We start from the raw sequence: 26,316 nt of genomic DNA, 5'->3' as shown, positions 1-26,316 counted from the left end.
GCCCCTAGTCTCCCGTGACCTTGCCGGTGTCGCCGTCTACCGTCACGACCTGGCCGTCCGTGAGCGCGCTCGTGCCGGTGGCCGAGCCCATCACGGCCGGGATGCCGTACTCCCTGGCGACGATCGCGGCGTGCGACCCGACGCCCCCGGTGTCCACGACCACGGCGGCCGCCCGCTGGAAGAGCGGGGTCCATGCGGGGTTCGTGTAGGGACAGACGAGGATCTCACCGCTGCGGAGCCGGCCGAAGTCGGCGGTGTCGCGGATCACTCGCACCGGCCCCGTGGCCAGCCCGCCGCTGGCCGGGGTGCCGCTGACCAGCGCATCGCCCTGCGCAGCGCGGCCCGCGAAGAGCACCGACGGTGCGATGAGCGGCACACCTGCCAGCTCGGCGCGCCGGGCCGAGCGGGCGCGCGCCGCGGCCCGTATGCGCTCGGCGTCGGCCGGGGCGAGCGTGGCGGGGTCGCCGAGAACCTCCAGCTCCTCGAGGCGCAGGTGCAGCACGTCGTCCGCGTCGCGCAGCACACCGGCGGCGGCCAGCCTGCGTCCCATCTCCAGCACGGCGTGGCGCAGCACCGGGAGCACGCGGGTGGCGTGGAAGTGCGTGTCCTCGCGGAACGCGATGCCGGCGCGGGCTGCGGCCAGCAGGCGCCGCACGCGCCGCGCGGAGCGGGTCAGGCGCACCAGCCGGTGCGCCAGCAGCTGTCGTTCGGCCTGCTCCGCGCGGTCGGCCGGCGGCGCCGGTGGCGCGTCCTCGACGAGGACCTTCACCATGCCGAGCACGGTGACGGGCGCGTCGCCCCATGTCGGCGAGGACATCAGCAGCGGGCTCGCCGTCTCCCGGTGGCCGTACTCGGCGCGGAACGCCGCGAGCGCGGCACGGAAGTCGGCGAACGCGGGATCCTGCTCGATCCGTTCCGCGAGCGCCTCCGGGTCGAGCCCGAACACCGCGCGCAGCGCCCCGTCCGCGCGCACGCGCTCGGCGAGCCGCAGCAGCTCCCGGTTGGCGTCCTCGGTGCGGGTGTGCGTGCCGAGGGTGAGCCCGGCGACGTCGCGGCGGCGCAGCAGCACCTGAAGCAGGCGCAACCGCAGCAGGTCGATCCCGACCAGGGGCAGGTAGTCCACGCGCAGGTCGGTGACGATGTCCGCGGTGTCGAACGCGCGCTGCGGCAGCCGGCGCAGCTCGTCCCAGCCGAGCGCGCCCACGTCGAGGGCCGCGAGCTCGTGCACCTCCCGCTCGAAGCGGGCGTACCGCGGATCGCGGGTCCAGTCGGCCGGGCGGAAGCGCCGGATCCGCCGCAGGTTGCGAGCCGGTGCGCCGAGCACCTTCCGGGTGGGGCGCGGCCGAGGTGGGACGAACCGGTCCACCACCCCGTCGACCTCGGGGAGCACGTCGGCGAAGTCGATGCGCAACCCGGGTATCTCCAAGAGCATCCGCGCGACCATGCGGCCGATGCCGCGCTCGATCCAGCCGCTCACGTCCATGGGGTAGGGGCGGACCGGCACGTACTCGATGATCTGCGGGCCGGTGATGCGCTGGATCCGGGACAGGTGGATGGGCGGAGGGGGCAGCGCGGTCATCGGCCTCGCCTGCACCAGCCAGATCCGGCCGTCGGCCCACGCCCACTCGATGTCCTGCGGCCGCCCGAAGTGCGCGGCGACCTTCCGGCCCAGCGCGGCCAGCTCGGCGAGCACCGCGTCCGGAAGCTCCACGTGTGCCTCGTCGGCGCGGTGCTCGACACCACCGCCCTCGACCCCGCGCACCACGACCTCGCGCAGCCCGGGACGCCGCTCGCGCACGTTCCCGTCCGCGTCGAGGACGTAGTGATCGGGCGTGACCAGCCCGGATACGACGGCCTCACCGAGCCCGCTGCTCGCGTCGACGACCACCTCCTCGCGGTCGCCGCTCACCGGGTTGGCCGTGAACAGCACGCCCGCGAACGCGGCAGGCGCCATCCGCTGCACCACCACCGCGATCCGCACGCCTGCAGGATCGACGTCGCGGCGCGCCCGGTAGGCGATGGCCCGCTCCGTCCACAGCGACCCCCAGCAGCGGCGGACCGCGTCGAGCAGCGCCTCGGGGCCCACGACGTTGAGGTAGGTGTCCTGCTGCCCGGCGAACGCCGCACCGGGCAGGTCCTCGGCCGTTGCGCTCGACCGGACGGCCACCGGCCCGTTCCCGAGGAGCGCGTAGGCGTCGAGGATCGCCGCGCGCATGTCGGCGGGGATCTCGGCGGCGGCGAACGCGCCCCGCAGCGCGGCCCCGTCGTCCTCGGCAGCGGCGGCCACGGCCTGAGCGAGGCCCGCGTGCTCCACGACAGCGGCGTAGGCATCGGTGGTGACCACGGCGGCGTCCGGCACGGGGAACCCGGCGCGGACCAGCTCGCCGAGGTTGGCGCCCTTGCCGCCCGCGGCCGCGAGATCCTGGCGGCCGACGGCAGTGAGCGGGAGCACGAAGCCGGTGGCGGGGCGGGTGGGGGCGTGTGTCATCACGGCCTCCTTCCTGAAGGTGAGCCGACATGCGCCGTGTCGCGCAGCGGCCGGGCGGGCAGTGCGACGGCCAGCACCAGGGCCAGCCCGAGCAGCGGGGCGACGTACCCGAACACCGGGGGAACGGCCGCGCCGAACGCGTCGCGCACGGCGGCGGGCAGGTGGGCGAGCCGCTCCGGATCGAGGGTGGTGGCGACGCGTGCGTCGGTGCCCGGGGGAAGCGCCGCCGCGAACCGGGACGTGATCAGGCCGCCGATCACGGCGACCCCGGTGCTCGCGCCGATCTGGCGCACGAACGTGACCGCTGACGTCGCCGCACCCAGGTCGCGGTGCTCGGCCCCGTTCTGCGCGACCAGCACCATCACCTGCATGACCATTCCGACGCCCAGCCCGACCAGCAGCAGCGCGGCGAGCACCAGCGGGAGCGGCGTGGTGGCTCCGACGGTGCCCAGCAGGGCAAGGCCGAGCGCTGCCGTGGCGGTGCCCGCGATGGGGAACGCCTTGTAGCGGCCGGTGCGCGTGATGATCCGGCCGGACACCGTCGTGGTGACGAGGACGCCCGCCATGAGCGCTGTGACCACGAGCCCGGCCTGCGTGGCCGTGACGCCCCGTGCCACCTGGAGGAACGCGGGCAGGTAGCTGATCGTGCCGAACAGGGCGAATCCGATGAGCAGGCTGACGGCCGTCGGGATCGCGATGGAGCGCGCGCGGAACAGTCGCAGCGGCAGCACCGGGTCGGCGGCTCGGCGCGTCGTGGCGAGCCAGCCCGCCGCGGCGAGCACGGTGGCCACCGCGACCAGCGGGGTGAGGCCGCCCGGGCCGCTGCCGAGCAGGACGACGCCCGTGACGGTGAGCGAGAGCAGGATCGCCCCGAGCACGTCGAACGGCCGCCGCTCCGCCGGCGGCGGCAGCCGCAGCGTGCGGGCCACGACGACCAGCGCCACCAGGCCGAGCGGCGGGTAGATCGCGAAGATCCAGCGCCACGTCAGGTGGTCGACGGCGAGCCCGCCCCACAGCGGACCGCCCACCGCGGCGACGACGTACACCGCGCCGAGCAGGCCGAGGTAGCGCCCGCGTTCCCGCGGGCTCACCACCTCGCCGAGCACGGCCTGCGCCCCGATCATGAGCCCGCCGCCGCCCGCTCCCTGCACGACCCGCCAGACGATCAGTGCCGGCATCGAGGTGGCGGTGGCGCAGAGCACGGCGCCGAGCACGAAGACCACGATCGCGACCAGCAGCACGGGCGTCCGGCCGAACCGGTCGCCGAGCTTGCCGTGCAGCGGCATCGCGACGGTGGCCGCCGCCAGGTACGCCGTGATCACGGCCGGCATGAGGTCGAACCGACCGAGGTCGGTCGCAACGGCGGGCAACGCAGGAGCCATCGCCGTCTGGTCGAGGGCGCCGAGCAGCATCACGAGCATGAGACCCGGCAGCACACGGCGCGCCATCCTGACCTCCTAGAGAACGCTGCGTTCTCTAGGGAGAGTAGAGTCCACCCCTACGAAACGCAACGTTCACTTGTGGTCCATCTTCTGGTCCTGAGGCACGCTGGATAGGCTCTGGCTGTGCCCCGCTATGACTTCCGCTGCCGTGAATGCGGCTCGACCTTCGAGGTCAGCCGCCCCATGGCCGATGCCTCCGAGCCTGCGCGCTGCCCGGACGGGCACGACGACACGGTCAAGCTGCTCAGCACGGTTGCGGTGGGCGGGCGCGGCTCGGCGTCGGCACCGGCCGGTGGCGGCTGCTGCGGAGGCGGATGCTGCGGGGGCTGACCCCGCGGTGTCAGCCGACGACCGAACCTGCGCTGATGTTCGCGGTTGTCGCCGTCATCGCCCGTGCCTGGTCCGACGCCATGAAGGCGGCCACGTTGGCGACGTCGTCCAGGGTGGCCGAGCGCTTGAGCAGGGTGCCGTCGGCGAACCGGTCGATGAACTGGTCCAGCGAGATGTCGAGGATCTCGGCGCGGCGGGCGAAGACCTGGCGGCTGTGCGAGCCTGCGCCGATCGCCTCCGGGATCCCGTCGGGGCGAAGGCACACGACCCGGATGCCGTAGGGGCCCAGCTCGCCGGCGAGCTGGCGGGTCAGTCCTTCGATCGCAGCGCAGGCAACCCCGAACCCGCCGGCGACGGCGCCCGCCATGAGTGCCCCGGGCGTCGACAGGGTGAGGATCACCCCACGGCGTTGCCGCATCATGTGCCGCGCAGCCGCCGTCGCCGTCAGGAAATGGGTCCGGGTGTAGGCAGCGATGGGCGCGCTGTAGTCCTTCGTGGACAGCTCCGCGAGCGGCACTCCCTGGATGTGGTCGATCCCCACGGCGTTGACCGTGATGTCGATGCTCCCCGCGGACGCAACCACCGTGTCGACGTGCGCGCCGACCGCGGTCTCGTCGAGCGCGTCGACCTGTGCTGTCTCCACCGCGCCGCCCGCTCCGGCGATCTCCTCGGCCACGGCGTCGAGCGCGGTAGCGTTCCGGCCGGCCAGGTGCACGCGCGCGCCTCGGGCGGCGAAGGTGCGGGCGATCGCCCCGCCGATGGCCCCACCGGCTCCGTAGACGACCGCGTTCTTGCCCTCGAGCATGCTGGGCTCCCTCTCCCGATCCGGCGACGGATGTCGCCGCCGTCGGGATCACGACCAGCCGGTGAGCGGAAACTGGTCACGCCCGATCCGGGTAGGTCGGCGGCAGGCCGAAGACACCGAGCAGGCCGGGGTCGAGGAACGAGACCATGCGGCTGATCCGCATGCCGTGGACGGTGAGAACGGTGATCCCGTGCCCCCGATGCGGACTGGTGCCGTCGTCCCGCAGGTAGGTGGCCACGGCCGGCTGCCCGTTCGCCCGCGTCGGGACCACGCGCCAGCTGTTGCCCGGGTGGAGGACGTGGGTGTCGACGAACTGCCGGATGGTGGCGACGCCCGCGAACCACCTCGGGAGCGGCGGCATCTCGAAGATCGCGTCGTCGCTGAGCAGTTCGACCAGCCCGGCGACGTCGGAGCTCTCGAACGCCGCGACGAAGCGCCCCACCAGCGCGCGCTCGGCGGGCTCGTCGGGCTCGGCGACGTCGTCGCGCGCGAGGTCTTCTGCGGCGAGCTGCTTCCTGGCCCGCTTCAACATGCCGTTGACGGCGTCGGTGGTGGTGCCGATCGTCGTGGCGACCTCGTTCGATGTCATCGCCAGCACATCGCGCAGCAGGAGCACGGATCGTTGCCGGGCCGGAAGGTGCTGGAGCGCCGCGATGAACGCAAGCCTGACGTTCTCCCGGGCCACGACGACACCGGCCGGGTCGGCGCCGGTGAACGCCGCGTCGGGGGCCGGCTCCAACCACGGCACGTCCTGGCGAGCCTCGGCGACCGGCCCGACGGCGTCCTGGTGCGCGGCGTGCAGATCGGACGGGAGCGGGCGTCGCCCGCGGCGATCGAGCGCCGTGAGACACACATTGGTGGCGATGCGGTACAGCCAGGACCGGATCGGCGCCCTGCCGTCGAACCCCTCGTAGAACCGCCACGCGCGCAGGTACGTGTCCTGAACGGCGTCCTCGGCGTCATGGATCGAACCCAGCATGCGGTAGCAATGGGCGAGCAGTTCGGTTCGGTACGCCGCCGTCGAGCCCTCGAACTCGTCCGACCGCACCGGCCCAGGAGCCGTCATGTGAAGCCGTTTCTCAGTCGTGCGTGGGAACGACCAGCACCGGCCGGTGCTGGCGCTGGATGACCCCGTGCGAGATCGACGGGTCCATCAGGCGACCGAGCGCGCGACGCAGCCCCTCGCCGCGGGACCCGACGACGATCAGCAGTGCGTCGTGCTCGTCGGCAGCTGTGCAGAGGACCTTGGCCGGATCGCCGTGGCGTGCCTCGTAGGTCCACGGCACCGGCGCGTCGGCGAGCAGGTGCTCGACGTGCCGCTGCTCGGCGGCCACCGCCTCGGCGCCGCGTTGCTCCCAGTCGGGCGCGTCGATGTTGACCGGGTAGTCGTTCAGGTCGATGACGTGCACGACGTGCAGGCGCCCGCCCAGCCTTCGCCCGAGGTCGACCGCGGCCGTCAGGGCGTGGTCGCTGGAGGGATCTTGGCCGTGGCCGACGACGAGGGTGGGTTCGGCGGGCCGGCCGGCGTCGGAGGGAGTGCTCACGGCGTCCTCCCGGGTGGTTCCTGGTGGACCACCAGTGTCGCCCACCTGCGGTCAGGTGACCATGGTGAAGGTCGCCCACCAGCCGACCGCCGCCACCAGCAGGCCGGTGACGACGCTGCCGACGAGGTACGCCGATCCCGTGGCGCGGCCGTTGTCCTCCAGCAGCGAGAACGTCTCGTAGCTGAACGTGCTGTAGGTGGTCAGCGCCCCGCAGAAGCCGGTGCCGACGGCTGCCGACACCGCCGCAGGCAGCACAGTGGCCGCGCCGGTGAGCGCGCCGAGCACGAACGAGCCGATCACGTTGACGGTGAACGTGCCCCACGGGAAGCGGTAGCGGTTGCGGCTCTTGACGGCTTGGTCCACGAGGTAGCGCATCGGCGCGCCGACCGCCGCGCCGATGCCCACCCACAGCGCGGTCGTGGCGTTCACCGGGCCACCTCGGGGCGGCGGGGCGACCGGCCGGCGAGCAAGCGGGCGGCGACGACTCCGATCCCGCAGCCGAGCACGGAAAGCACCGGCGTTGCGATGACGTAGCCGAACGCTGCGCCCGGGCGGCCCGCGGTCATCAGCGAGAGCACCTCGACGGTGGCCGTGGAGAACGTGGTGTACCCGCCCAGCACCCCGACGCCGAGGAACGGGCGCAGCAGCCGGTGCCCGTACATCAACTCGATGATCACGACCATGAGCACGCCGATCAGCACGCAACCGGAGAGGTTGACCAGCAGCGTCGACCACGGCCATGCGTCGGGGGTGTGCGGGATCAGGGCCCCGACGCCGTAGCGCGCCTCGGCCCCGAGCACGCCGCCCGCGGCGATCACGGCGAGCACGTCCAGCCCCTTGCGCCGGAGCAGGCCGCCGGCCGGGGCAGCGGTGCGTACATCCGACACGGACACCTCCCTCGGTAGGAGCCATCGGCCCGGGAGGGCGGTTCAGGGCGAGCTCCATCGCCGGCGCAGAGTCTACGGCGCCCGCTCGATCCGCGGTTCCGGTTGCCCATGGTCGCGCCAACGACCATCTGCACCTGATACCGGCAGGTCAGCGCGCTGATCAAGGGCTGATGGTCGCTCCTAGAGATCATCTAGCGACCATTTCGCCTTGATCGCCGCATTGTCCCCGGGACGGCGGCTTGATCAGTAGTTCGGCGCGTTCCCGGGTGGTTTTTGGCCGTTTCCGCGCCGAAGCATTGATCATGCCCGTCGGACCGCCTCCGGTGGCGCCGCGCGCCCATCTGGGCAGGCCTGTGGCCTGCCCGTGCTTCTGCCCAGAGGGGTCGCAGAGGCTCGCGAATCAAGGGTCGCGAAGCGATCGCGCAGCGACGCGGAGCGCCCTTGAATCGTGAGGGGCGACCCCGCACACTGCGCGGCGCCACCGGAGGCCCCACAACCACTGCGGCTCTGCACCCCGCCCGACCAGACCCGGCGAACGAATGTGGCCACCGCGCTAGCGGCTGTCGAGGCTCGATGCGGTGTCGATGCGCCGGACCTCGCGTGCCGTGGCCAGAACCTCGGAGAGCAGCGCCAGCACCCGGATGTCGAGGTCGTCCAGCGCGGCGCGGGCGACGTCGGCCGGTCTGCCGTCGAAGCGGGGCAGTTCCCAGCGCTCGGTGCGAGGTACGGCCGCCTCGAGCGGCGGCGTCGGGATGTCACCGAGCACTACGAGCACGTCGGCGGTGTGCACGGCCTCGGCGGTGACGGCCTTCGGGAAGGCGTCGGACAGGTCGAGGTCGCGGGCGGCGGCCGCCTCGCTGATCGCCGGGTCGAGGGCGGCGGCGGGCCGGAGCCCGGCCGATCCGCCGAGGACGCGCCCGCGTGCGTACCCGGAGAGCAGCGCGGCGGCGGCGGCGCCGAGGCCGGAGTCGTCCGCGTCGACGAACAGGACCTCGGGCGCCGTGCGCTGGAGCCCGTGGCCCAGGATCCCGATCCGGCGCAGGCGCTCGATCGACCAGCGATCGGCGAGCGCGACCAGGTGGTGCTTGATCACCGCGGTGCGCCAGAGGAGCTCGTAGGACTCCTCGACGACGGACTGGCACTCGGCGAGGGGGATCGTGCCCTCGTAGTAGTCGAAGGCGTGCATCGCCGCTCTGCGCAGCTGCGACTGCGTGTTCAGCAGCTCGAACTCTTCGATGTTGCGGGCCATGTCTTCTCCGGCGGCGTCGACGGGGCAGGCAACGCGATCCCGGATCACGGTACGAGCGGGTGCACGGCTCCGCCGGGTCGTTCAGGAACTGTTCACCCGGCCGCCAACCGGACGGCGCGGTAGCCGGCCCCGACGGCGAACACCGCGAGCCCTGCGACGACCGCCTGCCATGGCAGGGTGGCCACGAGCAGCACGCAGCCCGCCGCGCCGAGGACCTGCAGCCAGCGGGGGAACCGGCGCCGCTCGGCGGGCTGTGTGAAGGCCGCGAGGTTGGCCACGAGGTAGTAGAGGAGCACCCCGAACGAGGAGAAGCCGATCGCGCCGCGCAGGTCGAGGGTGAGCACGAGCACGCACACGACCACGGCGAGCGCGATCTCCGCGCGGTGCGGCACCTGGTAGCGCGGGTGCACGGCGGCGAGCCAGCGGGGCAGGTCGGACTGCCGGGCCATCGCGAGCGTGGTGCGCCCGATCCCGGCGATCAGCGCCAGCAGCGCGCCCAGCGCCGCGGCCGCGCCACCCACCGCCACGACGGGCACGACCCAGTCCCAGCCGCCGGCGGTGGCCGCGTCGGCCAGTGGTGCCCGCGACGCCGCGAGCCGGTCCGGGCCGAGCGCGAGCATCGCCGCGACCGCGACGACGGCGTACACCGCGACCGCGATGGCGAGGGCACCGACGATCGCGCGCGGGATGGTCCGCGCCGGCTCCCGGACCTCCTCGCCCATGGTGGCGATCCGGGCGTAGCCGGCGAAGGCGAAGAAGAGCAGGCCCGCGGACTGCAGCACCCCGTACGGGTCGAGACCGCCGGCCAGGCCCGCCGTCAGGCGCACCGGATCGGCCTGCCCGCCGAGGAGGGCCGCGACGACGACGACGGCCAGCGCGAGCAGTACGACCACGACGATGACCCGGGTGAGGCGGGCCGTGCGGGTCACCCCGCGGTAGTTCACCGCCGCCAGTCCGACTACCGCTGCCACCGCGACCGGCCGCTGCCATGCGGGCGGCACGGCGTAGGCCGCGAACGTCAGCGCCATCGCCGCGCAGCTGGCCGTCTTCCCGACCACGAACCCCCACCCGGCCAGGAACCCCCACCAGTCCCCGAGCCGCTCGCGGCCGTAGACGTAGGTGCCGCCCGAGGTCGGGTACTGGGCCGCGAGCTGCGCCGACGCGGTCGCGTTGCAGTACGCGACGACGGCGGCGATCGCCAGGCCGACGAGCAGCCCGGCCCCTGCGGCAGTGGCGGCGGGGGCGAACGCCGAGAACACCCCTGCACCGATCATCGAGCCCAGCCCGATCACCATGGCGTCGGTCGTCCCCAGCCGCCGGGCGAGCCCTTGCTGATCACTCATGATCACTCATGATGCAGTCCTCAGCAGGAGCAGGGAGCGGGGCGGGAGCGTGATGGTGGTCTCGGCGGGAAGCGGACGGCGGGAGGCCGGGATGCCGTCGGCGCGGGTGCTGTCCAGCTCCGGCGTGTACGGGCCCTCCGGGGGCAGTGTGGCGGCCACCGCCTCCGTGCCCGCGTGCAGGAGCAGCAGCCACTCGCCGCGTAGGAGCCCGAGGGTGTGCAGGCCACCTTCGTGCCAGTCGTGCCCGCCGAGCCGCCGGCCCGACGGGTGCCACCAGAGCACCTCGCCGTCGCGGTAGAACTGGTCGCGGTGCAGTGCGGGGGAGTCGCGCCGCAGCGCCGCGACCCGTGCGGTGAACGCCGCGAGCGCCCCGTCCCGCCGCGACCAGTCCACCCATGACGTTTCGTCGTCCAGGCAGTACGCGTTGTTGTTGCCCCGCTGCGTGCGCCACAGCTCGTCGCCTGCCAGCAGCATCGGAGTGCCGGTGGACAGCAGCAGCGTGCCCAGCATCGCCCGTGCCGTTGCGAGCCTGCGGGCGGCGCGCACCGGGGAGGCGGTCTCGCCCTCCTCGCCGAAGTTCTGCGAGCGGTTGTCGTCGGTGCCGTCGCGGTTCTCCTCCCCGTTGCGCTCGTTGTGCTTGCGCTCGTACGAGAGCAGGTCGCGCAGGGTGAAGCCGTCGTGCGCGGTGACGAAGTTGATCGACGCCCACGGGCGCCTGCCGGAGATCCGGTACAGGTCGGAGCTCCCGGTGAGCCGGGACGCGACCTCGCCGATGCTGCCGTGGCCCCGCCAGAAGTCGCGCACGGCGTCGCGGTAGCGCCCGTTCCACTCCGACCATGCCACGCCGAACCCGCCCACCTGGTAGCCCTCGCCGGTGGCGTCCCACGGCTCGGCGATGAGCTTGACGGTGGAGAGGACGGGATCGATGGCGATCGCAGTGAGCAGCGGAGCGTGCGGGTCGAATGGGCCGGAGCGGGGCCTGCCGAGCACGCTGGCCAGGTCGATGCGGAAGCCGTCGACGCCGAGCACCGTGACCCAGTACCGCATCGCGTCGCAGACCAGCCGGATGACGGTGGGTGAGCCGGCGTCGAGGGTGTTGCCGGTGCCGGTGACGTCGGCGTCGTGACCGTCGCTGCGCAGCGCGTAGTACGAGGGGGCGTCCAGCCCGCGGTAGGCAAGCGTGGTGCCGCCGATCCCGCCTTCCGCGGTGTGGTTCGGCACGATGTCGAGGATCACCTCGATGCCCGCGGCGTGCAGCGCCGCCACCATCGCCCGGAACTCCTCGATCTCGGCGCCCGGCCTGCTCGCGTATCGCGGGTTCGGGGCGAGGAAGCCCAGCGTCGCGTAGCCCCAGTAGTTCGAGCGCCCGCGCTCCAGCAGCGGCGGTTCGTCCGCGATCGCCGCAACCGGCAGCAGCTCGACGGCCGTGACGCCGAGCAGGCACAGGTGCTGGATCACGGCCGGATGGGCCAGCCCCAGGTACGTGCCGCGGTGCTCTGGCGGCACCTCGGGGTGCAGCTTGGTGTAGCCGCGCACGTGCAGCTCGGCGATCACCGTCTCCGACCAGGGCACGTCGGGGCTCTGGCCCGCGGGCGCACCGTCGGGCGCGCTGACCACCGACAGCGGCACGTGGCCCAGCGAGTCGATCTCGCTGGCCGGGCCGGTCAGCGGATCGTCCACCCAGCCCCTGGCCGCGCGCAGGTCGGTGACACCGCCTGTGATCCGGCGCGCGTAGGGGTCGACGAGGATCTTCGCCGGGTTGGCCCGTACGCCGTCCCACGGCCGGTACGGGCCGTGCACGCGGTAGCCGTAGCGCTGCTCCGGCCTCACCCCTTCGACGTACCCGTGCCACACGCCGAAGGTGCGCTCCGTGAGCGCCACCCGTTTCTCGGACAGGGCGCCGTCGACGCCGTCGACGAGGCATACCTCGACGGCATCCGCGCTGGTGGAGGCCACGGCGAAGCGCACGCCTCCGTCGTCTGCATGGGCACCCAGCGGGAAGACCGGCACGATCGGCGAGGATATGCCCCGTGGCTGCGCCCGGATCAAGTTATGAGTCCCTGCAAACCACGGGGCCCACCGCGGGTGATCTTGCGGACACCGTCGTCCGGATGTCGGGGGTCACCGTCCGCCGCGGGAGGGCCACCCTCCTGCGCGACATCGACTGGACCGTCGAGCTCGACGAGCGCTGGGTGGTCCTCGGCCCCAACGGCGCCGGGAAGACCACCCTGCTGCGCATCGCCGCGGCTGAGCTGCACCCGACGACCGGCACGGTGCACGTGCTCGGCGAGCAGCTCGGCCGGGTGAACGTGTTCGAGCTGCGTACGCGGATCGGCCTCACGTCCGCCGCGTTCGGCCTGCGGGTGCCGAACGACGAGAAGGTGCGCGACGTCGTCGTCAGCGCGGGGTGGGGCGTGCTCGGCCGCTGGCGGGAGCGGTACGACAGGGCCGACACCGACCGCGCCGACAGCCTGCTCGCCGCGATGGGCATGCACGGGTTCGCCGACCGCGAGTACGGCACCCTGTCCGAGGGGGAACGCAAGCGCACCCTGATCGCCCGCGCCCTCATGACCGACCCGGAGCTGATCCTCTTCGACGAGCCGGCGGCAGGCCTCGATCTCGGCGGACGCGAGGACCTCGTCGGGCGCCTCACCGCGCTCGCCGCCGACCCGGACGCCCCGGCGTCGGTGCTGGTCACCCACCACGTCGAGGAGATCCCGGTGGGCTACAGCCACGCGCTGCTGCTGCGCGAGGGCGCGGTGGTGGCCGCGGGCCTGCTGGACGACGTGCTGACCGACGAGAACCTGAGCACGACCTTCAACCTGCCGCTCTCGGTGCAGAAGCGAAGGGGCCGCTACTCGGCCTGGCTGCGGTAGCGGGGACGTTCAGGAACCGACCGGCGCCGGCCGGGGGAAGCGGGACACGAAGTCCGTCGCCTTCTCCGCGTCGCCTCGCACCTCGGCCTCGCCTGCGGAGACCGCCTCGGCCAGCGGGCGGCCGCCGAACACCACCGACCGCAGTACGGCCGCGTCGGTGCGGATCTCCGCGTCCGGGTGCCGGGTCTCCCCGCGGACGATCTCGAGGCGCCCGCCGGTGATCTCGGCGGCGAACCGGTCGTCGCCCAGCGCCAGCGTGATCCGGACGTCCTCGGCCCCGTCCGGCTGGAACGTGGTGAGCAGCGCGAGGGCCAGCGCGTCGACGGACAGGTCGGCGCGGGACACCGTGGGGATCCGGCTGCCCCACCGCGCGAGCTCGATCACCACGGGACGCAGCGCCGCCCCGTGCTCGGTGAGCTCGTAGACCTGCCCGCTCACCGGCGGCCCCAGCCGCCGCCGCTCCACGAGCCCGACGCTCGCCAGCTCGCGCAGCCGCTGTGACAGCACGTTCTGGCTCATCCCCGGAAGGCCCCTGACCAGGTCGGAGAAGCGCTTCGGCCCGAACAGCAGCTCCCGGACGACGAGCAGCGTCCACCGCTCGCCCACCACGTCCAGTGCGCGGGCCACCCCGCAGGGATCGTCGTACTGCCGCATGAAGAAACTGTAGCAAGCACTTGTGCTTAAGGGGTAATAGCTCCTAAATTAGGACCATGGGGACGACGGCACTTCCGCAGGGGCACCCGGACCTGATCGCGAGCGGGACCGCGCAGCGGCTGCTGGCCTCCCGCGAACTCGCCCGGCTCGCCTACACGGCGGCCGACGGCACCCCGCGCGTGTTCCCGATGCTCTTCCACTGGACCGGCGAGGAGATCGTCTTCGCGACGTTCGCCGGTGCTCGCAAGATCGCCGCACTGCGCGCCCGTCCCGATGTGGCGATCACGATCGACACCGCTGCCGCGCCGCCGGAGGTGCTGCTGCTGCGCGGCCGCGCCGAGGTCACCGACGTCGACGGGATCGTGCCGGAGTACGTGCTGGCCCAGATGCGCTACCAGGGCGAGGAGGCCGGCCGGGCCGCGGTGGCGGAGGTGGACCAGCCCGGCGTCCGCATGGCCCGCATCGCGGTGCGCCCGACGTGGGTGGGTGTGCTCGACTTCACCACCCGATTCCCCGGCGGCGGGTCGGCCGACGAGTTCGCGCAGCGGGGGCAAGCGTGATCGGGCGCGCGACGTCGAGGGACGGTACGCGGATCGCGTACGAGCTCGCGGGGAGCGGCCCGCCTATCGTCCTGGTGGGCGGCGGGTTGGACGACGGCTCGGAGAACGCTCCGCTCGTCCCGCTGCTCGCCCGGCACTTCACCGTCTGCAACTACGCGCGGCGCGGCAGGGGCGCCAGCAGCGACACCCCGCCCTACGACGTCCGGCGCGAGATCGAGGACCTCGACGCGATCATCGGTGAGGTCGGCGGGCGGGCGCACCTGTACGGCGTCTCGTCCGGCGGCGCCCTCGCGCTGGAGGCGGCCGTTGCCGGCAGCGCGGTCGACACGCTGGCGGTGTACGAGGTGCCCTACCCGGTGGGCGCCGACGCGACGCAGCGGTGGCGCGACTACGTCGAGGCGCTCACGCCGCTGGTCGCCGCGGGCCGCCGCGGTGCGGCGGTCGAGCTGTTCATGCGGTTGGCAGGAGTAGGTGAGGGGGAGATCGCCGCGGCGCGCGCCACCCCCTTCTGGCCGGGTCTCGAGGAGATCGCCCACACGCTCGCCTACGACGCGGCGTGCCTCGGTGCGGACGGCCCGCCCGACCGGATCACCGGGATCGCCCAGCCGACGCTCGTCATCACGGGCGGGCTCGACGACCCGCACATGGCCGGGCTGCGGCCCGGCTTCTTCGACGACGCCGCTGACGCGATCGTCGCCCACGTGCCGCGCGCCCGGCGCCACGTGCTCGCAGGGCAGTCGCACGTGGCCGAGCCGGAAGCCGTGGCGGAGCTACTGGTGGGTTTCTTCACAGGGGCGTCGCATCCGGCGACGCCGAGTGTCGGAGAGGGGATGTCATGACCACATTCGTGCTGGTGCCCGGTGCCGGCGGGCAGGCGTGGTACTGGCACCGCCTTGTCCCCGAGCTGCGGGCGCGGGGCCACGAAGCGATCGCGGTCGACCTCCCGGCCGGCAACGACGACGCCGGGTTCGACGAGTACGCCGAAGCGGTCGTCCACGCGATCGGCGACCGCCGCGAGGGGCTCGTCCTCGTCGGGCAGTCGCTGGGCAGTTTCACCGTGTCGCTCGTGGCTCAACGGATGCCGGTCGACGGGATCGTGCTGCTCAACGCGATGGTCCCGAAGCCGGGCGAGTCCGCCGGCGAGTGGTGGGGGGCAACCGGCCAGGCCGCGGCCCGCGCTGCGTACGCCGAGCGGCAGGGCCGGAGCGCGGAGGGGTTCGACCCGCTCGTCGACTTCCTCCACGACGTCCCGCCGGAGATCGTGGCCGAGGCGATGGCGGTCGGTGAGCCGGAGCAGTCCGGCACGCCGTTCGAGAAGCCGTGGCCGCTCGCGGCATGGCCGGACGTACCCACCCGGTTCCTGCAGGGCTGTGACGACCGGTTCTTCCCGCTGGAGTTCCAGCGCCGCGTGGTGGCCGAGCGGCTGCCCGGCGTGGAGGTCGAGGAGCTGCCTGGCGGGCACTGCGTCGCGCTCAGCCGCCCCGTGGAACTGGCAGAGGCCCTAATGTCACGGCCGTGACCGAATTCGTGAAGCTCGACGTCGACGGCGGCGTCGGCACGATCCGCCTGGACCGGCCGCCGATGAACGCGTTCAACCGGCAGGTGCAGGAGGAGCTCAAGGCCGCCGCTGAGGAGGCAACCCGGCGGGACGACGTGCGCGCCGTCGTCGTGTACGGGGGCGAGAAGGTCTTCGCCGCCGGGGCCGACATCAAGGAGATGGCAGGCCTGTCCTACTCGGACATGGCTCCCGTCGCGCGCAGGCTCTCGGCCTGCTTCGGGGCGCTCTCCGAGGTCCCCAAGCCCACGGTCGCGGCAATCACGGGTTACGCGCTCGGCGGCGGCATGGAGGTGGCGCTGGGCTGCGACCGCCGCGTCTGCGGCGACAACGCCAAGCTCGGCCAGCCGGAGATCCTGCTCGGCATCATCCCCGGCGGCGGTGGCACGCAGCGGATGTCGCGCCTCATCGGCCCGTCGCGCACCAAGGACCTGATCTTCACCGGCCGGATGGTCAAGGCCGATGAGGCGCTCGAGATCGGGCTGGTGGACGAGGTCGTCCCCGCCGACGACGTCTACGCGGCGGCCAGGCGGTGGGCCGAGCAGTTCGTGGACGGGCCCGCTGTGGCGCTCGCGGCGGCCAAGAGGGCGATCGACGGCGGATTGGACGTCGACCTGCGCACCGGACTCGACATCGAGGCAGACCTGTTCGCGGCGCTGTTCGCCACCGAGGACCGGCGGATCGGCATGGAGTCGTTCGTCGAGAACGGGCCGGGGAAGGCGAAGTTCGTCGGGCGGTAGCACCCCGTGTGGGCGAGCGGCACGATCCCTCGGTACGCGGGGGAGCCGCTCGCCCGGGCCCGGACGCCCGCTCAGGACAGGACGGTGGGCGCGGCCACGACGATGCCGGCCACGGCGAACCCGAGTACCACGAGGCAGGCGAGACCGGCCGCTGCGAACAGCCCGCGCACCCGGGGACCGGCGTGCGCCCATGTCATGGCCATCACGGCGACCGGGACGATGAGCGCGGCGCAGCTGAGCAGCAGCATGAGCAGCGGGATCAGACCGGCGCCGCCCGCGGCCTGGCTGCTCGCCACCAGCGCGGCCGCGAGCGCGATCGACACCACGATGACGATGCCGTGCCCCGCACGCGGCGTCAGCGACTGGTCGCTCGCGCCCCATGCCCCGGCGGGAGGCGTCACACGCTCGCTCATCACCACTGATCATAGGGGCACTAATGTCCCTACCCATGAGTACGTCAGACCCGGCACCGAACCCGCACGCCACCGCCGAGCAGGTGGCGGCGGCGCAGCACGACCGGAAGCTGGCCAACGTGCTCTACCACGACTGGGAGGCCGGCACCTACGACGAGAAGTGGTCGATCTCCTACGACGAGCGCTGCATCACCTACGCAGCCGACCGCTTCCGCTACGCGGCGGGTGAGGCAGGCCGGCCGTACGAGCGGGCGCTGGAGCTGGGCTGCGGCACCGGTTTCTTCCTGCTCAACCTCATGCAGGCGGGCGTGGCCACGCGTGGCTCCGTCACCGACCTCTCGCCGGGCATGGTGCAGGCTGCCCTGCGCAACGCGGAGCACCTCGGACTCGACGTCGACGGCCGGGTGGCCGACGCCGAGCGCATCCCGTACGACGACGAGACCTTCGACCTCGTGGTCGGGCACGCCGTGCTGCACCACATCCCGGACGTGGAGCTGGCGCTGCGGGAGGTGCTGCGCGTCCTCAAGCCGGGCGGGCGGTTCGTGTTCGCGGGCGAGCCGACGCGGATCGGCGACCGGTACGCCCGGCGCCTCGGCTCGCTGACCTGGAAGGCCGTCACGACGATCACCCGGCTGCAGCCGCTGCGGGGTTGGCGGCGGCCGCAGGAGGAGCTCGACGAGTCGTCCCGGGCCGCGGCGCTGGAGGCGATGGTCGACATCCACGTGTTCGACCCGGCCGAGCTGGAGGCCACCGCGCGCCGGGCGGGTGCACCGGACGCACGGGTGGTCACCGAGGAGTTCACCGCGGCGATGCTCGGCTGGCCGGTGCGCACGTTCGAGGCCGCGGTGCCGCCGGGGAAGCTCGGGTGGGGGTGGGCGATGTTCGCCTACACGTCATGGCAGCGGCTGTCCTGGCTGGACGCCAACGTACTCGCGCGGGTCGTGCCGCGCGGCTGGTTCTACAACGCGCTGGTCAGCGGGACGAAGCCTGCGTAACCGAGACTGCGCGATCAAGACTGCGTAGTCCTGCGGATGGCGGGCCCGACAGGCCCCGGGACACTGACCCGGTGACCTTCCCCCGAGCCGACGTCGAGCACCCGCTCGAGCCCCTGTGGCGGGGGATGGTCGTCTACCGGGTGCTCACCCTGGTGAGTGTCGCGGCAGGCGTGCTCCTGTCGCTGGCCGACTTCGCCTCCCCAGCTGGTGCCGTCGGCGTGCTCGTCGCGATGATCGGGTGGACCGCCGGCTCGGGGTACGCATACCTGCGCCGCCCGGCGGACCCGGACCGCCGCGGGTGGGTGGCCGGCGTCGACGTCCTCGTGACGTTCGCGGTCATGGCCGCCACCCCGCTCGTCCAGACCCCGGCGCAGCTCGCGGCCGACGCGCCCGTGATGGGCTCGATATGGACGTCCGGCGCGGTGCTGGCCTGCGCGATCGCCTACGGAGTCCCGGGTGGCATCGCAGGCGCGGCGGTCGTGTGCGCCGCGCTCGTGGGGTTCCAGGCGCGCCTCGAGGCCGAGTTGCCGGACATTCAGCTGCTCGCGCTCGCCGGGTTGACCATCGGGTTCGCCTCCACCGTGCTGCGCCGCTCCGCCGAGCGCGTGCGCCTCGCCGTCGCCTCGGAGGCCGCGATGGCCGAGCGCGAGCGGCTGGCCCGCGCCGTGCACGACGGGGTGCTGCAGGTGCTCGGGTACGTGCGGCGGCGCGGCGCGGAGCTCGGCGGATCGGCGGGCGAGCTCGGCGCGCTGGCCGGGGAGCAGGAGGTCGCGCTGCGCACGCTGCTCACCACCGGGACGGCGCCCGTCGACGAGCGCGGACGGCGCGACCTCGCGGCCGCGCTGCGCGTGCTCGCGTCCTCCCGCGTCACGGTGTCGACGCCGGCACACCCCGTCGAGCTGCCGGCCCACACCGTCGACGAGCTGGTGGCCGTCGTGGGCGCGGCGCTGGCGAACGTCGCGCTGCACGTCGGCCCGGACGCGCCGGCATGGGTGCTGCTGGAGGACGTCGGGACCGGCGTGGAGATCAGCGTCCGGGACGAGGGGCATGGCATCCCCGAAGGCCGGCTCGCCGCCGCGGAGGCGGAGGGCCGGCTCGGGGTGGCCCGTTCGATGCGGGGTCGGGTGCAGGACCTGGGTGGCACCATCACCTGCGACACCGGGCCGGGTGGCACGGAGTGGATCGTCGAGATGGCGCGGAAGGACGGGGCGTGACGGACGGGATCACGGTGATGGTGGTCGACGACCACCCGATCTGGCGGGAGGGCGTTGCCCGCGACCTCGCCGAGCGCGGCCTCGACGTGGTGGCCACCGCCCCGGACGCGGACGCCGCCGTCCGGATCGCCAGAGCGGTGCGGCCGCGCGTCGTGCTGATGGACCTCAACCTCGGCGAGAAGTCCGGGGTGCAGGCGATCGAGGGGATCCTCGACTCCCTGCCCGACACCCGGATCCTCGTGCTCTCGGCGAGCGGTGAGCACACCGACGTCCTCGAGGCGGTCAAGGCGGGTGCGGCCGGCTACCTCGTGAAGTCCGCAAGCGCCGAGGAGCTCCTCGCCGCCGTGCAGCGCACCGCGGACGGATTCCCGGTGTTCACACCCGGCCTCGCAGGCCTGGTGCTGGGGGAGTACCGCAGGCTCGCGGGCACGGAGCGGTCCGATCCCGCGGTCCCCGCGCTCACGGAGCGCGAGACCGACGTGTTACGCCTGGTCGCAAAGGGTCTCACGGCGCGGCAGATCGGTGAACGGCTCGGTGTCTCGCACCGCACCGTCGAGACCCACGTGCAGAGCACGCTGCGCAAACTCCAGCTGCACAACCGCGTGCAGCTGGCCCGGTACGCGATCGAGAGGGGCCTCGTCGAGGAGTGAGCACTGCCGGTGACCGTGTGCGCCGTACGGGTGATCACATCGGAACCGGCTCCGCGGAGCGTCCCACTTTGGGAGGATCCGGACATGATCGTGCGGCGGTGGGCGGCGTCGGCCGGATGAACGCTCAGGCTTCCGCCGTGCTCGTCACCACGACGCGCGCCGTCCCGGACGTCGCGGCGGTGCTGGAGCGCGGCGGGGTCGTCGTGGCTGGCACCGATCCGTCCGGTGCGCTGCCGCTCGTCGCGGAGCGCCGCCCGCAGGTCATCGTCATCGAGCTCGACGGTGGCCCCGCCACGCTCAGCACCGTCGCAGAGCTCGCCGCCGCGGTGCCGCAGGTGCCGCTGCTCACGCTCTCCGCCGAGTCCGACCACGCCGTCGCGCTCGCCGCCGTGCGCGCGGGCGCCACCAGCCACCTCGCGGGGCCGGTCGCGCCCACCGAGCTCGCGGGCGCGGTCCGCCGCACCGCCGCGGGCGAGGTGGTGTTCAGCCCCGGCCTCGCCGACGTCCTGCTCGAGGAGTTCGGCCGGCCCGCCGCCGAACGGGAGCGCCAGCTCACCGAGCGGGAGTCCGACGTGGTGCGGCTCGTGGTGGACGGGCTCACCGCGCGCCAGATCGCCACCCGCCTCGTGCTCTCCCCGCGCACGGTCGAGAACCACGTGCAGAACGTGCTGCGCAAGCTGCACCTGCACAGCAGGGCGGCCCTGGTCCGCTATGCGATCGAACACGGCCTCGCTTGACTCGTGAGTGGATACGCGAGCTATGGCGCGCGTATCCACTCACGACCCTGACGGAGTCAGCCGAGGCGGCGCAGGCGCTCCAGGATCTCCGTGAGCACCTTGTCGGTGTCGGCGTCCAGCGCCACCCGCACCGGAGGGCCGGAGCCCTCGGGCATCCCGACGGTCGCGCCCCGGGCCGGGCCGAGGTCGCAGGCAACCGCGACCGGCTTCGGGGTCGTCCGCAGCGTGCCCGGCAGCACGGCCTCCAGCACGGCCACAGCGTCGTGGACGGCCACCGCGTCGATGCCGTACTGGGTGCGGAAAGCCGCCCGGTAGTGCGTGATGACTTCGGCGAGCGCGGCACACCGGGGCCCGGCGCCGGCGAGCGCCTCGATCCACTCCGGGCCGGCGGGGCAGCGCAGCGTGAGGTCCAGCGGCACCATCGTGACCGGCACCTCGCCCTGGGTCAGCACCCGGTGCGCGGCCTCCGGGTCGCTGTACGCGTTGAACTCGGCCACGCCTGTGGTGTTGCCGGCTCCCAACGAGCCGCCCATCCACACGATCCGCTCGATCCTCGGAGCCAGCTCCGGCTGGACGGCGAGCAGGAGCGCGATGTTCGTCAGCGGCCCAACCGGTACGAGCGTCACCGGCCGGTCCGAGGCCCGCAGCACGTCGGTGAGCAGCTCGATCGCGGTGCGTGCGTCCGGTGTCGCCGGAGAGGGCAGCGCGGCCGCGCGCCCGCCGAGCCCGTCGTTGCCGTGCCATTGCGCCGCTCGCTCCCGCTGCGGGTGGACGAGCGGCCGCGCGGCGCCCACCCCGATCGGGATGTCGGCACGATCGCAGAGCGCGAGGAGGCGCCCCGCGTTCGCCGTGGTGGCGTCCAGCGCGACGTTGCCGAAGACGGTGGTGATCGCCTTCAGCTCCACCTCGGGCGACGCGAGCGCGAGCATGATCGCCACGGCGTCGTCGACACCGGGATCGGTGTCGATCACGATGGGGGTGCTCACCCCGCTCACAGGACGGCCTCCAGTTCGGCCGCGGTGGGCAGCGACGGCTGCGCGCCCGCCTTCGTGACGGCCAGCGCCCCCGCGGCGCAGGCCCTGCGCAGCGCCTCCTCGTCGGATGCGCCGTCGAGCAGCGCGACGGTGAGGGCTGCGGTGAACGTGTCGCCCGCGGCTGTGCCGTCCACCACGGTGACGGGCGGCGGCTCGGCGCGGGCCACCTCGCGCCCCCCGCGCCGCAGCACCGCGCCCTTGCCGCCGTACGTCACGGCGACGGCGCCGGCGGCGTCGAGCCCGTCGATCGCGGCGTACTCCGCGGAGTTGACCACCATGAGGTCGACGCGGCGGATCAGCTCGGGGTCCAGCGGGCGTGCGGGCGCCGCGTTGAGCACGACCATGCCCGTGGCGAGCCGCACCGTGTCCGTCACGGTGGCGTCGGGGATCTCGAGGACGGTGAGCACGGCGTCGGCGTCGCGTACGTCATCGGGGGTCACGGACAGCGTGGCGTTGGCGCCCGCGATCACGACGATCGTGGTCTCACCGGCGTCGTCCACCGTGATCAGCGCATGCCCGGTGGGCTCGTCCGGTTCGCGGCGCAGGCGGTCGAGCCGCACCCCGTCCGCGGCGAGCAGGGCGAGCGCCTCGTCGGCGGCCGCGTCGGCGCCCACCGCGGCCACCATCGTGACGTCGGCGCCGAGGCGCCGCGCGGCCAGCGCCTGGTTGGCGCCCTTCCCACCGGGCACGCGCCGCAGCCCGCTCGCGGCGAGCGTCTCGCCGGGTTCGGGCAGGCGTGGCACCCTGGCGACGAGGTCGAGGTTGACGCTGCCGATCACGGCGATCCGGGACACGGCGAAGACGTTCGCCGATCAGTGCCGCTGACGCAAGCCGCTCCGACCCACGTCATAAGGTCCCCCCATGACGAGCATGTGGGGCGCGCCGATGCGTCACAGGTGGAGCCGCGCGGGTCGGCGCGATCCGCGGCAGGCCCGCTTCCTCACGCTCGCGTCCCTGCGCTGGATGCTGCGCCACCGCGCCTACACACCCTGGTACCTGGTGCGCTACTGGCGACTGCTGCGGTTCCGCATCGCCAACCCGCACGTGGTGCTACGCGGCATGGTCTTCCTCGGCAGGCGCGTGGAGCTGCACGCGCGTCCCGGCTACGGGCGGCTGGAGATCGGCCGGTGGGTGCACATCGGGGACGGCAACGCGATCCGGTGCCACGAGGGTTCGCTGCGCATCGGCGACAAGGTCGTGCTCGGGCGGGAGAACACGATCAACTGCTACCTCGACGTAGAGATCGGCGCCGCCACGATCGTCGCCGACTGGGTGTACGTCACCGACTTCGACCACCGCACGGAGGACGTCCACCTCCCGATCAAGGACCAGGGCATCGTCAAGACGCCGGTGCGGATCGGGCCGGACTGCTGGCTCGGGGTCAAGTCGACGGTGCTGCGCGGCTCCCGCGTCGGCTCCGGTTGCGTGCTCGGCGCGCATGCCGTCGTACGGGGCGACGTGCCGGAATACTCGATCGCGGTAGGGGCGCCCGCCCGCGTGGTGCGCGACCGGAAGGCCGACTACGAGGCCGCGTCGCAGCGGCGCGCCGCGCTCGCCGACATCGCGCGGAAGTCCGCCGCGGCCGTCGAGGCGAGGCTCATGGAGTCTGAATCGATGTGACCTCCGGCATGCTGAGATCTCTTCTGGGAACGAAGCCGGGGTTTCCTCCGTTGGTCACGGTGGAATCACAACCCGTTCCGAGAGGAAGCGTTCCGACCATGAAGGACGCCACCGTCCGCCGTCTGCAGGCACTCGAGGAGGAGTACACCTTCGCGGTGAATGCGGCGGTCGGCGAGAACCGCGACGATCTCGTGGAGCAGCTCGCCAGCGAGTACCCCGACGCAGCGCTCGACGTGCTGCGCAGCGACGCCGCCTGAGCTACTCCCGCCCGAACACGTTCCCCGTAGGGATCTTCGGACGGCCGAGCTCGGCCGCGCCGCTGCGGGTCGCCGCCGCGTACACCGATGCGGTGTCGGCGGCGATCCGGCTCCATTCGAACGTGCTCCCCAAACGCTTTCGTGCGGCGCGGGCCCTCCGAGCAGCCGCGGCCGGATTCGCGAGCACCGCGCCCACGGCAGTGGCCAGCCCCGCCACGTCCCCTGGCGCGAACGACACCCCGGTCTCCCCGTCGACCACCACCTCGCCGAGCCCGCCCGCTGTCGATGCCACGAGCGGCGCGCCCGCCGCGGCAGCCTCCAGCGCGACGATCCCGAACGGCTCGTAGCGGCTCGGGAGCACCACGGCATCGACCGCACGGAGCAGGGCGGCGAGGTCGGCGTCGGGCAGGTGGCCCGTGAACGTGACGCTGCGGCGCACCCGGTGCGTCTCCACGGCGGCCACGAGCTGGTCGTGCGCGGTGCCGGTGCCCGCAACCAGCAGCCGGGTGCCCCGGTGGGCACGGCGGATCCGGGGCAGCGCCGCGATCAGGTCGTGCACGCCCTTCTCGAACTCCAGCCGGCCGAAGTACAGCAGCACCGGCGCATCGCCGGGGGCGTAGCACTCCCGTACTGCGCGCACCCGCGCCGCGTTCGCCCGCCAGCGTCGCGGCGCGATGCCGTTGTGCAGCACCACGATCGGATCGGGATCGACGTCGAACAGCTCGGCCACCTCTGCGCGCATCGCGGCGGAGCAGGTGATCAAGCTGTCGGCGCGCTGCGCGAGCCACCACTCGGCGGAGTGCACCTGCCGGGACAGCGGCGACGAGAGCCAGCCGGAGTAACGGCCTGCCTCGGTGGCGTGGATCGTTGCGACGAGCGGGACCTCGAGCACGTCGGCCAGCGCGATGGCCGGGTGCGCCACGAGCCAGTCGTGGGCGTGCACCACGTCCGGACGCCATGACGCGATCAGCCGGGTCAGGGCGGCACGCAGCATCGCGTGCCCCATCGCGAGCGTCCAGGCCACCAGGTCGCGGTCGAACTCCAGGTGCAGCGGGTCCTCGGCGACGCGCAGCACCCGCACGCCGTCCAGCACCTCGTCGTCGGTCTGGTGAGTCGTTGCGTCGCTCCCCGCGGGCTGGCGGGAGAGCACGACGACCTCGTGCCCGGCGGTGACCAGCTCGGTGGCGAGGGCGTGCACGTGCCGCCCGAGGCCACCGACCACGACCGGCGGGTACTCCCACGAGATCATCAGCACTCGCATTGGGGGAACCTACCGGTGGGTAGCGGCACAGAGGCGCGCACCCAGACCGCGATTCGCGCGCACCAGACCGCGACTCGCGGAGTTGGGGCGTGTTCCCGTCCACGAGTCGCGCTCTGCGTGTACGCGAGTCGCGCTCTGCGTGTACGCGAGTCGGGGTGCTGCTCAGGGGCGGGGAGCGGGGAGCAGGCCGCGGGCGTCGAGGTGGCCGAAAACCGCGTCGTCGCCGCTCCAGCTCGCGATCCGGCGCTCGGCTGCTCGGTGGCGGCCCGCCCCCAGCAGGCCGGCGAGCTCCTCGACGCGTGCGGCGTGCACCGCCGCGCGCTCGCGGGCGTAGCCTGCCGCCGAGTCCTTGCTGACCATGAACGCCCAGTCGCTCGAGAGCGCGAGCAGGGCCTCCGTGGCCAGCGCGTCGCGGACCGGGTCGCGGGCGAGCCCGGGCGCCACCGCGCCAAGCAGCGCCTTCTGCACCCGCTCCTGCTGCTCCACCAGGTCGGCGACCTGCGGGCCCGACCACACGCGCCAGTCCTTGCCCGACCCCCACGACGACGGCGGCAGCTCCACCGGCGCACCCACCAGCCCGGCGGCCGCGGCCCCGCGCAGCGTCGTGACCCGCACGCCCGCGTCGGGCAGTGTGCGCAACACCGCCTCCAGCCAGGCCGGGCCCTCGTGCCACCAGTGCCCGAACAGCTCGGTGTCGAACGCCGCCACCGTGAGTGCCGGCCGCCCCATGCGCTCGCGCAGGGCGACGAGCCGCTCGCGGACCACCCGGACGAAATCGGCGGCATCCCGGGCGACGGCCGCGGCGGCGCGCGCCGGGTCGTAGGGCCGCTTGGCCTCCGGCGGCACCTGCCGCCCCGTCACCCGCGACGGCTTGAGGCCCGACGGGTGATCGTAGGTGTGGAAGTCGCGGTAGTCGCGCCCGCCGGGGTAGCCGGACCGCGGCGACCACACCCGGTAGGTCACCTCCAGGTCGCGGCCGAACGCCAGCACGTCCGAGTCGGCGACGGGCCGGCCGAGCGCGGTGTCGCCGCGCAACGCCGGTCCGTCGACGAGGAAGCGCCGCACCCCCGCCGCCGCGTACCCGCGCTCCATCCCGGGCGCGTAGCCGCACTCGGGTGCCCAGATCCCGGCCGGTCGCGCGCCGAGCCGGACGGTCGAGTCGGTGAGCCCGGCCTCCAGCGCGAACGCACGGACCTCGGGCTGCAGCAGCGGGCCGAACGCGTGCGTCGCGGGGCCGCCGAGCGGCTCCAGCGCATCCGCTTCGGCGAGCGATCGCAGCAGTGGGGACGCGCCGTGGCGCCAGTCGCGCTCGAACACCTCCAGCGCAGCCGTCGCCGCCCGGTGCTCCCGCGCGGAGAGATCGGGCAGCCGCGACGCGGCGCCGTGCGCGCGCAGCAGCCAGCCGCCGAGCCAGTCGTGCACGCCGCGCAGGCAGTGCGGGGCGTCGAGCTGGGCGGCCAGCACCGGCGTGACGCCGAGCGTGAGCAGCTCCCGCCTGCCCTCCGCGGCCAGCCGCCGCACCACGTCCAGGACCGGCAGGTAGGCGTGCGCCCACGACTGGTAGAGCCACTCCTCCCCGACGGGCCAGCGCCCGTGGTGCGCGAGCCACGGCAGGTGGCTGTGCAGCACGAGGCAGAACGTCCCGACGGGCTCCCTCATCGG

General features: G+C 73.5%; 28 protein-coding genes and 1 riboswitch. Of the genes, 12 read left to right on the top strand and 16 right to left on the bottom strand.

What is annotated here, in order from left to right:
- Positions 1-4: 4 nt before the first annotated feature.
- Positions 5-2,488: a PEP/pyruvate-binding domain-containing protein gene (locus K1T35_RS40470; protein ID WP_220256968.1), complete on the bottom strand. Its 2,484-nt coding sequence runs from the start codon at positions 2,486-2,488 to the stop codon at positions 5-7.
- Positions 2,488-3,936 (bottom strand): MFS transporter, encoded by a 1,449-nt coding sequence (locus K1T35_RS40465; RefSeq protein ID WP_220256967.1) that lies wholly within the window; start codon positions 3,934-3,936, stop codon positions 2,488-2,490. The genes K1T35_RS40470 and K1T35_RS40465 overlap by 1 nt, the downstream gene beginning before the upstream one ends.
- A 117-nt stretch (positions 3,937-4,053) precedes the next feature.
- Here K1T35_RS40465 and K1T35_RS40460 point away from each other — a divergent pair, with 117 nt between their 5' ends.
- Positions 4,054-4,260, top strand: coding sequence for a zinc ribbon domain-containing protein (locus K1T35_RS40460; RefSeq protein WP_220256966.1), 207 nt, complete (start codon positions 4,054-4,056; stop codon positions 4,258-4,260).
- A 10-nt stretch (positions 4,261-4,270) separates the two neighbouring features.
- Here K1T35_RS40460 and K1T35_RS40455 read toward each other — a convergent pair whose 3' ends face one another.
- The 8 genes from K1T35_RS40455 to glgX all read right to left on the bottom strand — a co-directional run bounded on the left by K1T35_RS40455 (position 4,271) and on the right by glgX (position 12,098).
- Positions 4,271-5,065: an SDR family NAD(P)-dependent oxidoreductase gene (locus tag K1T35_RS40455; RefSeq protein WP_220256965.1), complete on the bottom strand. Its 795-nt coding sequence runs from the start codon at positions 5,063-5,065 to the stop codon at positions 4,271-4,273.
- A 76-nt stretch (positions 5,066-5,141) separates the two neighbouring features.
- A complete protein-coding gene (locus K1T35_RS40450; RefSeq protein WP_220256964.1) occupies positions 5,142-6,131 on the bottom strand; it encodes a sigma-70 family RNA polymerase sigma factor in 990 nt (329 codons plus the stop codon).
- A gap of 13 nt (positions 6,132-6,144) precedes the next feature.
- Positions 6,145-6,609 carry a universal stress protein gene (locus K1T35_RS40445; protein ID WP_220256963.1) on the bottom strand — a complete coding sequence of 155 codons (465 nt, stop codon included), beginning with the start codon at positions 6,607-6,609 and terminating at the stop codon, positions 6,145-6,147.
- 51 nt (positions 6,610-6,660) lie between these two features.
- Positions 6,661-7,038 (bottom strand): fluoride efflux transporter CrcB, encoded by a 378-nt coding sequence (crcB, locus tag K1T35_RS40440; protein WP_220256962.1) that lies wholly within the window; start codon positions 7,036-7,038, stop codon positions 6,661-6,663.
- Positions 7,035-7,496: a CrcB family protein gene (locus tag K1T35_RS40435; protein ID WP_255621247.1), complete on the bottom strand. Its 462-nt coding sequence runs from the start codon at positions 7,494-7,496 to the stop codon at positions 7,035-7,037. The genes crcB and K1T35_RS40435 overlap by 4 nt, the downstream gene beginning before the upstream one ends.
- A gap of 8 nt (positions 7,497-7,504) precedes the next feature.
- Positions 7,505-7,567: riboswitch (Fluoride riboswitch) on the bottom strand.
- 482 nt (positions 7,568-8,049) lie between these two features.
- On the bottom strand, positions 8,050-8,745 hold the full coding sequence (locus K1T35_RS40430) for an arsenate reductase ArsC (RefSeq protein ID WP_220256961.1): 696 nt from the start codon (positions 8,743-8,745) through the stop codon (positions 8,050-8,052).
- Between the two features lie 92 nt (positions 8,746-8,837).
- Positions 8,838-10,088, bottom strand: a complete 1,251-nt coding sequence (locus K1T35_RS40425; RefSeq protein ID WP_220256960.1) for an APC family permease — start codon at positions 10,086-10,088, stop codon at positions 8,838-8,840.
- 6 nt (positions 10,089-10,094) lie between these two features.
- Positions 10,095-12,098: a glycogen debranching protein GlgX gene (glgX, locus tag K1T35_RS40420; protein WP_220256959.1), complete on the bottom strand. Its 2,004-nt coding sequence runs from the start codon at positions 12,096-12,098 to the stop codon at positions 10,095-10,097.
- 101 nt (positions 12,099-12,199) lie between these two features.
- Here glgX and K1T35_RS40415 point away from each other — a divergent pair, with 101 nt between their 5' ends.
- The gene (locus K1T35_RS40415; RefSeq protein WP_220256958.1) at positions 12,200-12,964 is read left to right on the top strand and encodes an ABC transporter ATP-binding protein; all 765 of its coding nucleotides are present in this window, start codon (positions 12,200-12,202) and stop codon (positions 12,962-12,964) included.
- Between the two features lie 9 nt (positions 12,965-12,973).
- Here K1T35_RS40415 and K1T35_RS40410 read toward each other — a convergent pair whose 3' ends face one another.
- Positions 12,974-13,618 carry a helix-turn-helix domain-containing protein gene (locus tag K1T35_RS40410; protein ID WP_255621246.1) on the bottom strand — a complete coding sequence of 215 codons (645 nt, stop codon included), beginning with the start codon at positions 13,616-13,618 and terminating at the stop codon, positions 12,974-12,976.
- A gap of 56 nt (positions 13,619-13,674) precedes the next feature.
- On the opposite strand from K1T35_RS40410, the gene K1T35_RS40405 reads away from it, so the two are divergent.
- From K1T35_RS40405 to K1T35_RS40390, 4 genes are all read left to right on the top strand, one after another.
- A complete protein-coding gene (locus tag K1T35_RS40405) occupies positions 13,675-14,178 on the top strand; it encodes a pyridoxamine 5'-phosphate oxidase family protein (RefSeq protein ID WP_220256957.1) in 504 nt (167 codons plus the stop codon).
- A gap of 74 nt (positions 14,179-14,252) precedes the next feature.
- Positions 14,253-15,017 (top strand): alpha/beta fold hydrolase, encoded by a 765-nt coding sequence (locus tag K1T35_RS40400; protein ID WP_255621244.1) that lies wholly within the window; start codon positions 14,253-14,255, stop codon positions 15,015-15,017.
- Entirely contained in the window at positions 15,014-15,697 is a 684-nt protein-coding gene (locus K1T35_RS40395) for an alpha/beta fold hydrolase (RefSeq protein WP_220256956.1), read from the top strand. Before K1T35_RS40400 ends, K1T35_RS40395 begins: the two co-directional genes overlap by 4 nt.
- Positions 15,694-16,473 carry an enoyl-CoA hydratase/isomerase family protein gene (locus K1T35_RS40390; RefSeq protein WP_220256955.1) on the top strand — a complete coding sequence of 260 codons (780 nt, stop codon included), beginning with the start codon at positions 15,694-15,696 and terminating at the stop codon, positions 16,471-16,473. Before K1T35_RS40395 ends, K1T35_RS40390 begins: the two co-directional genes overlap by 4 nt.
- A gap of 71 nt (positions 16,474-16,544) precedes the next feature.
- Here the strand turns inward: K1T35_RS40390 and K1T35_RS40385 are convergent, their stop codons facing one another.
- Entirely contained in the window at positions 16,545-16,886 is a 342-nt protein-coding gene (locus tag K1T35_RS40385) for a hypothetical protein (protein WP_220256954.1), read from the bottom strand.
- A gap of 35 nt (positions 16,887-16,921) precedes the next feature.
- Between K1T35_RS40385 and K1T35_RS40380 the strand changes: the two genes are divergently transcribed.
- From K1T35_RS40380 to K1T35_RS40365, 4 genes are all read left to right on the top strand, one after another.
- Positions 16,922-17,881 carry a class I SAM-dependent methyltransferase gene (locus K1T35_RS40380; RefSeq protein WP_220256953.1) on the top strand — a complete coding sequence of 320 codons (960 nt, stop codon included), beginning with the start codon at positions 16,922-16,924 and terminating at the stop codon, positions 17,879-17,881.
- 71 nt (positions 17,882-17,952) lie between these two features.
- Positions 17,953-19,095, top strand: coding sequence for a MacS family sensor histidine kinase (gene macS / locus K1T35_RS40375; protein WP_255621243.1), 1,143 nt, complete (start codon positions 17,953-17,955; stop codon positions 19,093-19,095).
- Between the two features lie 17 nt (positions 19,096-19,112).
- Entirely contained in the window at positions 19,113-19,745 is a 633-nt protein-coding gene (locus tag K1T35_RS40370) for a response regulator transcription factor (RefSeq protein ID WP_220263155.1), read from the top strand.
- Between the two features lie 116 nt (positions 19,746-19,861).
- On the top strand, positions 19,862-20,482 hold the full coding sequence (locus K1T35_RS40365; protein WP_220256951.1) for a response regulator transcription factor: 621 nt from the start codon (positions 19,862-19,864) through the stop codon (positions 20,480-20,482).
- 56 nt (positions 20,483-20,538) lie between these two features.
- Here K1T35_RS40365 and K1T35_RS40360 read toward each other — a convergent pair whose 3' ends face one another.
- Both K1T35_RS40360 and K1T35_RS40355 read right to left on the bottom strand, forming a co-directional pair.
- Positions 20,539-21,468, bottom strand: a complete 930-nt coding sequence (locus tag K1T35_RS40360) for a nucleoside hydrolase (protein ID WP_220256950.1) — start codon at positions 21,466-21,468, stop codon at positions 20,539-20,541.
- Positions 21,469-21,473: 5 nt separating this feature from the next.
- Positions 21,474-22,310, bottom strand: a complete 837-nt coding sequence (locus K1T35_RS40355; RefSeq protein ID WP_220256949.1) for a ribokinase — start codon at positions 22,308-22,310, stop codon at positions 21,474-21,476.
- A 67-nt stretch (positions 22,311-22,377) separates the two neighbouring features.
- Here K1T35_RS40355 and K1T35_RS40350 point away from each other — a divergent pair, with 67 nt between their 5' ends.
- Positions 22,378-23,136 (top strand): acyltransferase, encoded by a 759-nt coding sequence (locus tag K1T35_RS40350; protein ID WP_220256948.1) that lies wholly within the window; start codon positions 22,378-22,380, stop codon positions 23,134-23,136.
- 98 nt (positions 23,137-23,234) lie between these two features.
- On the top strand, positions 23,235-23,393 hold the full coding sequence (locus K1T35_RS40345; RefSeq protein ID WP_220256947.1) for a hypothetical protein: 159 nt from the start codon (positions 23,235-23,237) through the stop codon (positions 23,391-23,393).
- 1 nt (position 23,394) lies between these two features.
- Here K1T35_RS40345 and K1T35_RS40340 read toward each other — a convergent pair whose 3' ends face one another.
- Both K1T35_RS40340 and K1T35_RS40335 read right to left on the bottom strand, forming a co-directional pair.
- Positions 23,395-24,654 carry a glycosyltransferase family 4 protein gene (locus K1T35_RS40340; protein ID WP_220256946.1) on the bottom strand — a complete coding sequence of 420 codons (1,260 nt, stop codon included), beginning with the start codon at positions 24,652-24,654 and terminating at the stop codon, positions 23,395-23,397.
- Positions 24,655-24,816: 162 nt separating this feature from the next.
- A complete protein-coding gene (locus tag K1T35_RS40335; RefSeq protein ID WP_220256945.1) occupies positions 24,817-26,313 on the bottom strand; it encodes a 1,4-alpha-glucan branching protein domain-containing protein in 1,497 nt (498 codons plus the stop codon).
- Positions 26,314-26,316: the final 3 nt, after the last annotated feature.

It is taken from the genome of Pseudonocardia sp. DSM 110487, assembly GCF_019468565.1.
Classification (GTDB): Bacteria; Actinomycetota; Actinomycetes; order Mycobacteriales; family Pseudonocardiaceae; genus Pseudonocardia.
This window is presented reverse-complemented; position numbering and strand designations above follow the sequence as displayed.

What these genes read in the sequence shown, in the direction of transcription:
- K1T35_RS40470 (WP_220256968.1), bottom strand. Translation starts at nt 2,488, where the DNA reads ATGACACACGCCCCCACCCGCCCCGCCACCGGCTTCGTGCTCCCGCTC.
- K1T35_RS40465 (WP_220256967.1), bottom strand. Translation starts at nt 3,936, where the DNA reads ATGGCGCGCCGTGTGCTGCCGGGTCTCATGCTCGTGATGCTGCTCGGC.
- K1T35_RS40455 (WP_220256965.1), bottom strand. Translation starts at nt 5,065, where the DNA reads ATGCTCGAGGGCAAGAACGCGGTCGTCTACGGAGCCGGTGGGGCCATC.
- K1T35_RS40450 (WP_220256964.1), bottom strand. Translation starts at nt 6,131, where the DNA reads ATGACGGCTCCTGGGCCGGTGCGGTCGGACGAGTTCGAGGGCTCGACG.
- K1T35_RS40430 (WP_220256961.1), bottom strand. Translation starts at nt 8,745, where the DNA reads ATGGCCCGCAACATCGAAGAGTTCGAGCTGCTGAACACGCAGTCGCAG.
- K1T35_RS40425 (WP_220256960.1), bottom strand. Translation starts at nt 10,088, where the DNA reads ATGAGTGATCAGCAAGGGCTCGCCCGGCGGCTGGGGACGACCGACGCC.
- K1T35_RS40415 (WP_220256958.1), top strand. Translation starts at nt 12,200, where the DNA reads ATGTCGGGGGTCACCGTCCGCCGCGGGAGGGCCACCCTCCTGCGCGAC.
- K1T35_RS40410 (WP_255621246.1), bottom strand. Translation starts at nt 13,618, where the DNA reads ATGCGGCAGTACGACGATCCCTGCGGGGTGGCCCGCGCACTGGACGTG.
- K1T35_RS40405 (WP_220256957.1), top strand. Translation starts at nt 13,675, where the DNA reads ATGGGGACGACGGCACTTCCGCAGGGGCACCCGGACCTGATCGCGAGC.
- K1T35_RS40395 (WP_220256956.1), top strand. Translation starts at nt 15,014, where the DNA reads ATGACCACATTCGTGCTGGTGCCCGGTGCCGGCGGGCAGGCGTGGTAC.
- K1T35_RS40385 (WP_220256954.1), bottom strand. Translation starts at nt 16,886, where the DNA reads ATGAGCGAGCGTGTGACGCCTCCCGCCGGGGCATGGGGCGCGAGCGAC.
- K1T35_RS40380 (WP_220256953.1), top strand. Translation starts at nt 16,922, where the DNA reads ATGAGTACGTCAGACCCGGCACCGAACCCGCACGCCACCGCCGAGCAG.
- K1T35_RS40370 (WP_220263155.1), top strand. Translation starts at nt 19,113, where the DNA reads ATGGTGGTCGACGACCACCCGATCTGGCGGGAGGGCGTTGCCCGCGAC.
- K1T35_RS40365 (WP_220256951.1), top strand. Translation starts at nt 19,862, where the DNA reads ATGAACGCTCAGGCTTCCGCCGTGCTCGTCACCACGACGCGCGCCGTC.
- K1T35_RS40350 (WP_220256948.1), top strand. Translation starts at nt 22,378, where the DNA reads ATGACGAGCATGTGGGGCGCGCCGATGCGTCACAGGTGGAGCCGCGCG.
- K1T35_RS40345 (WP_220256947.1), top strand. Translation starts at nt 23,235, where the DNA reads ATGAAGGACGCCACCGTCCGCCGTCTGCAGGCACTCGAGGAGGAGTAC.
- K1T35_RS40340 (WP_220256946.1), bottom strand. Translation starts at nt 24,654, where the DNA reads ATGCGAGTGCTGATGATCTCGTGGGAGTACCCGCCGGTCGTGGTCGGT.
- K1T35_RS40335 (WP_220256945.1), bottom strand. Translation starts at nt 26,313, where the DNA reads ATGAGGGAGCCCGTCGGGACGTTCTGCCTCGTGCTGCACAGCCACCTG.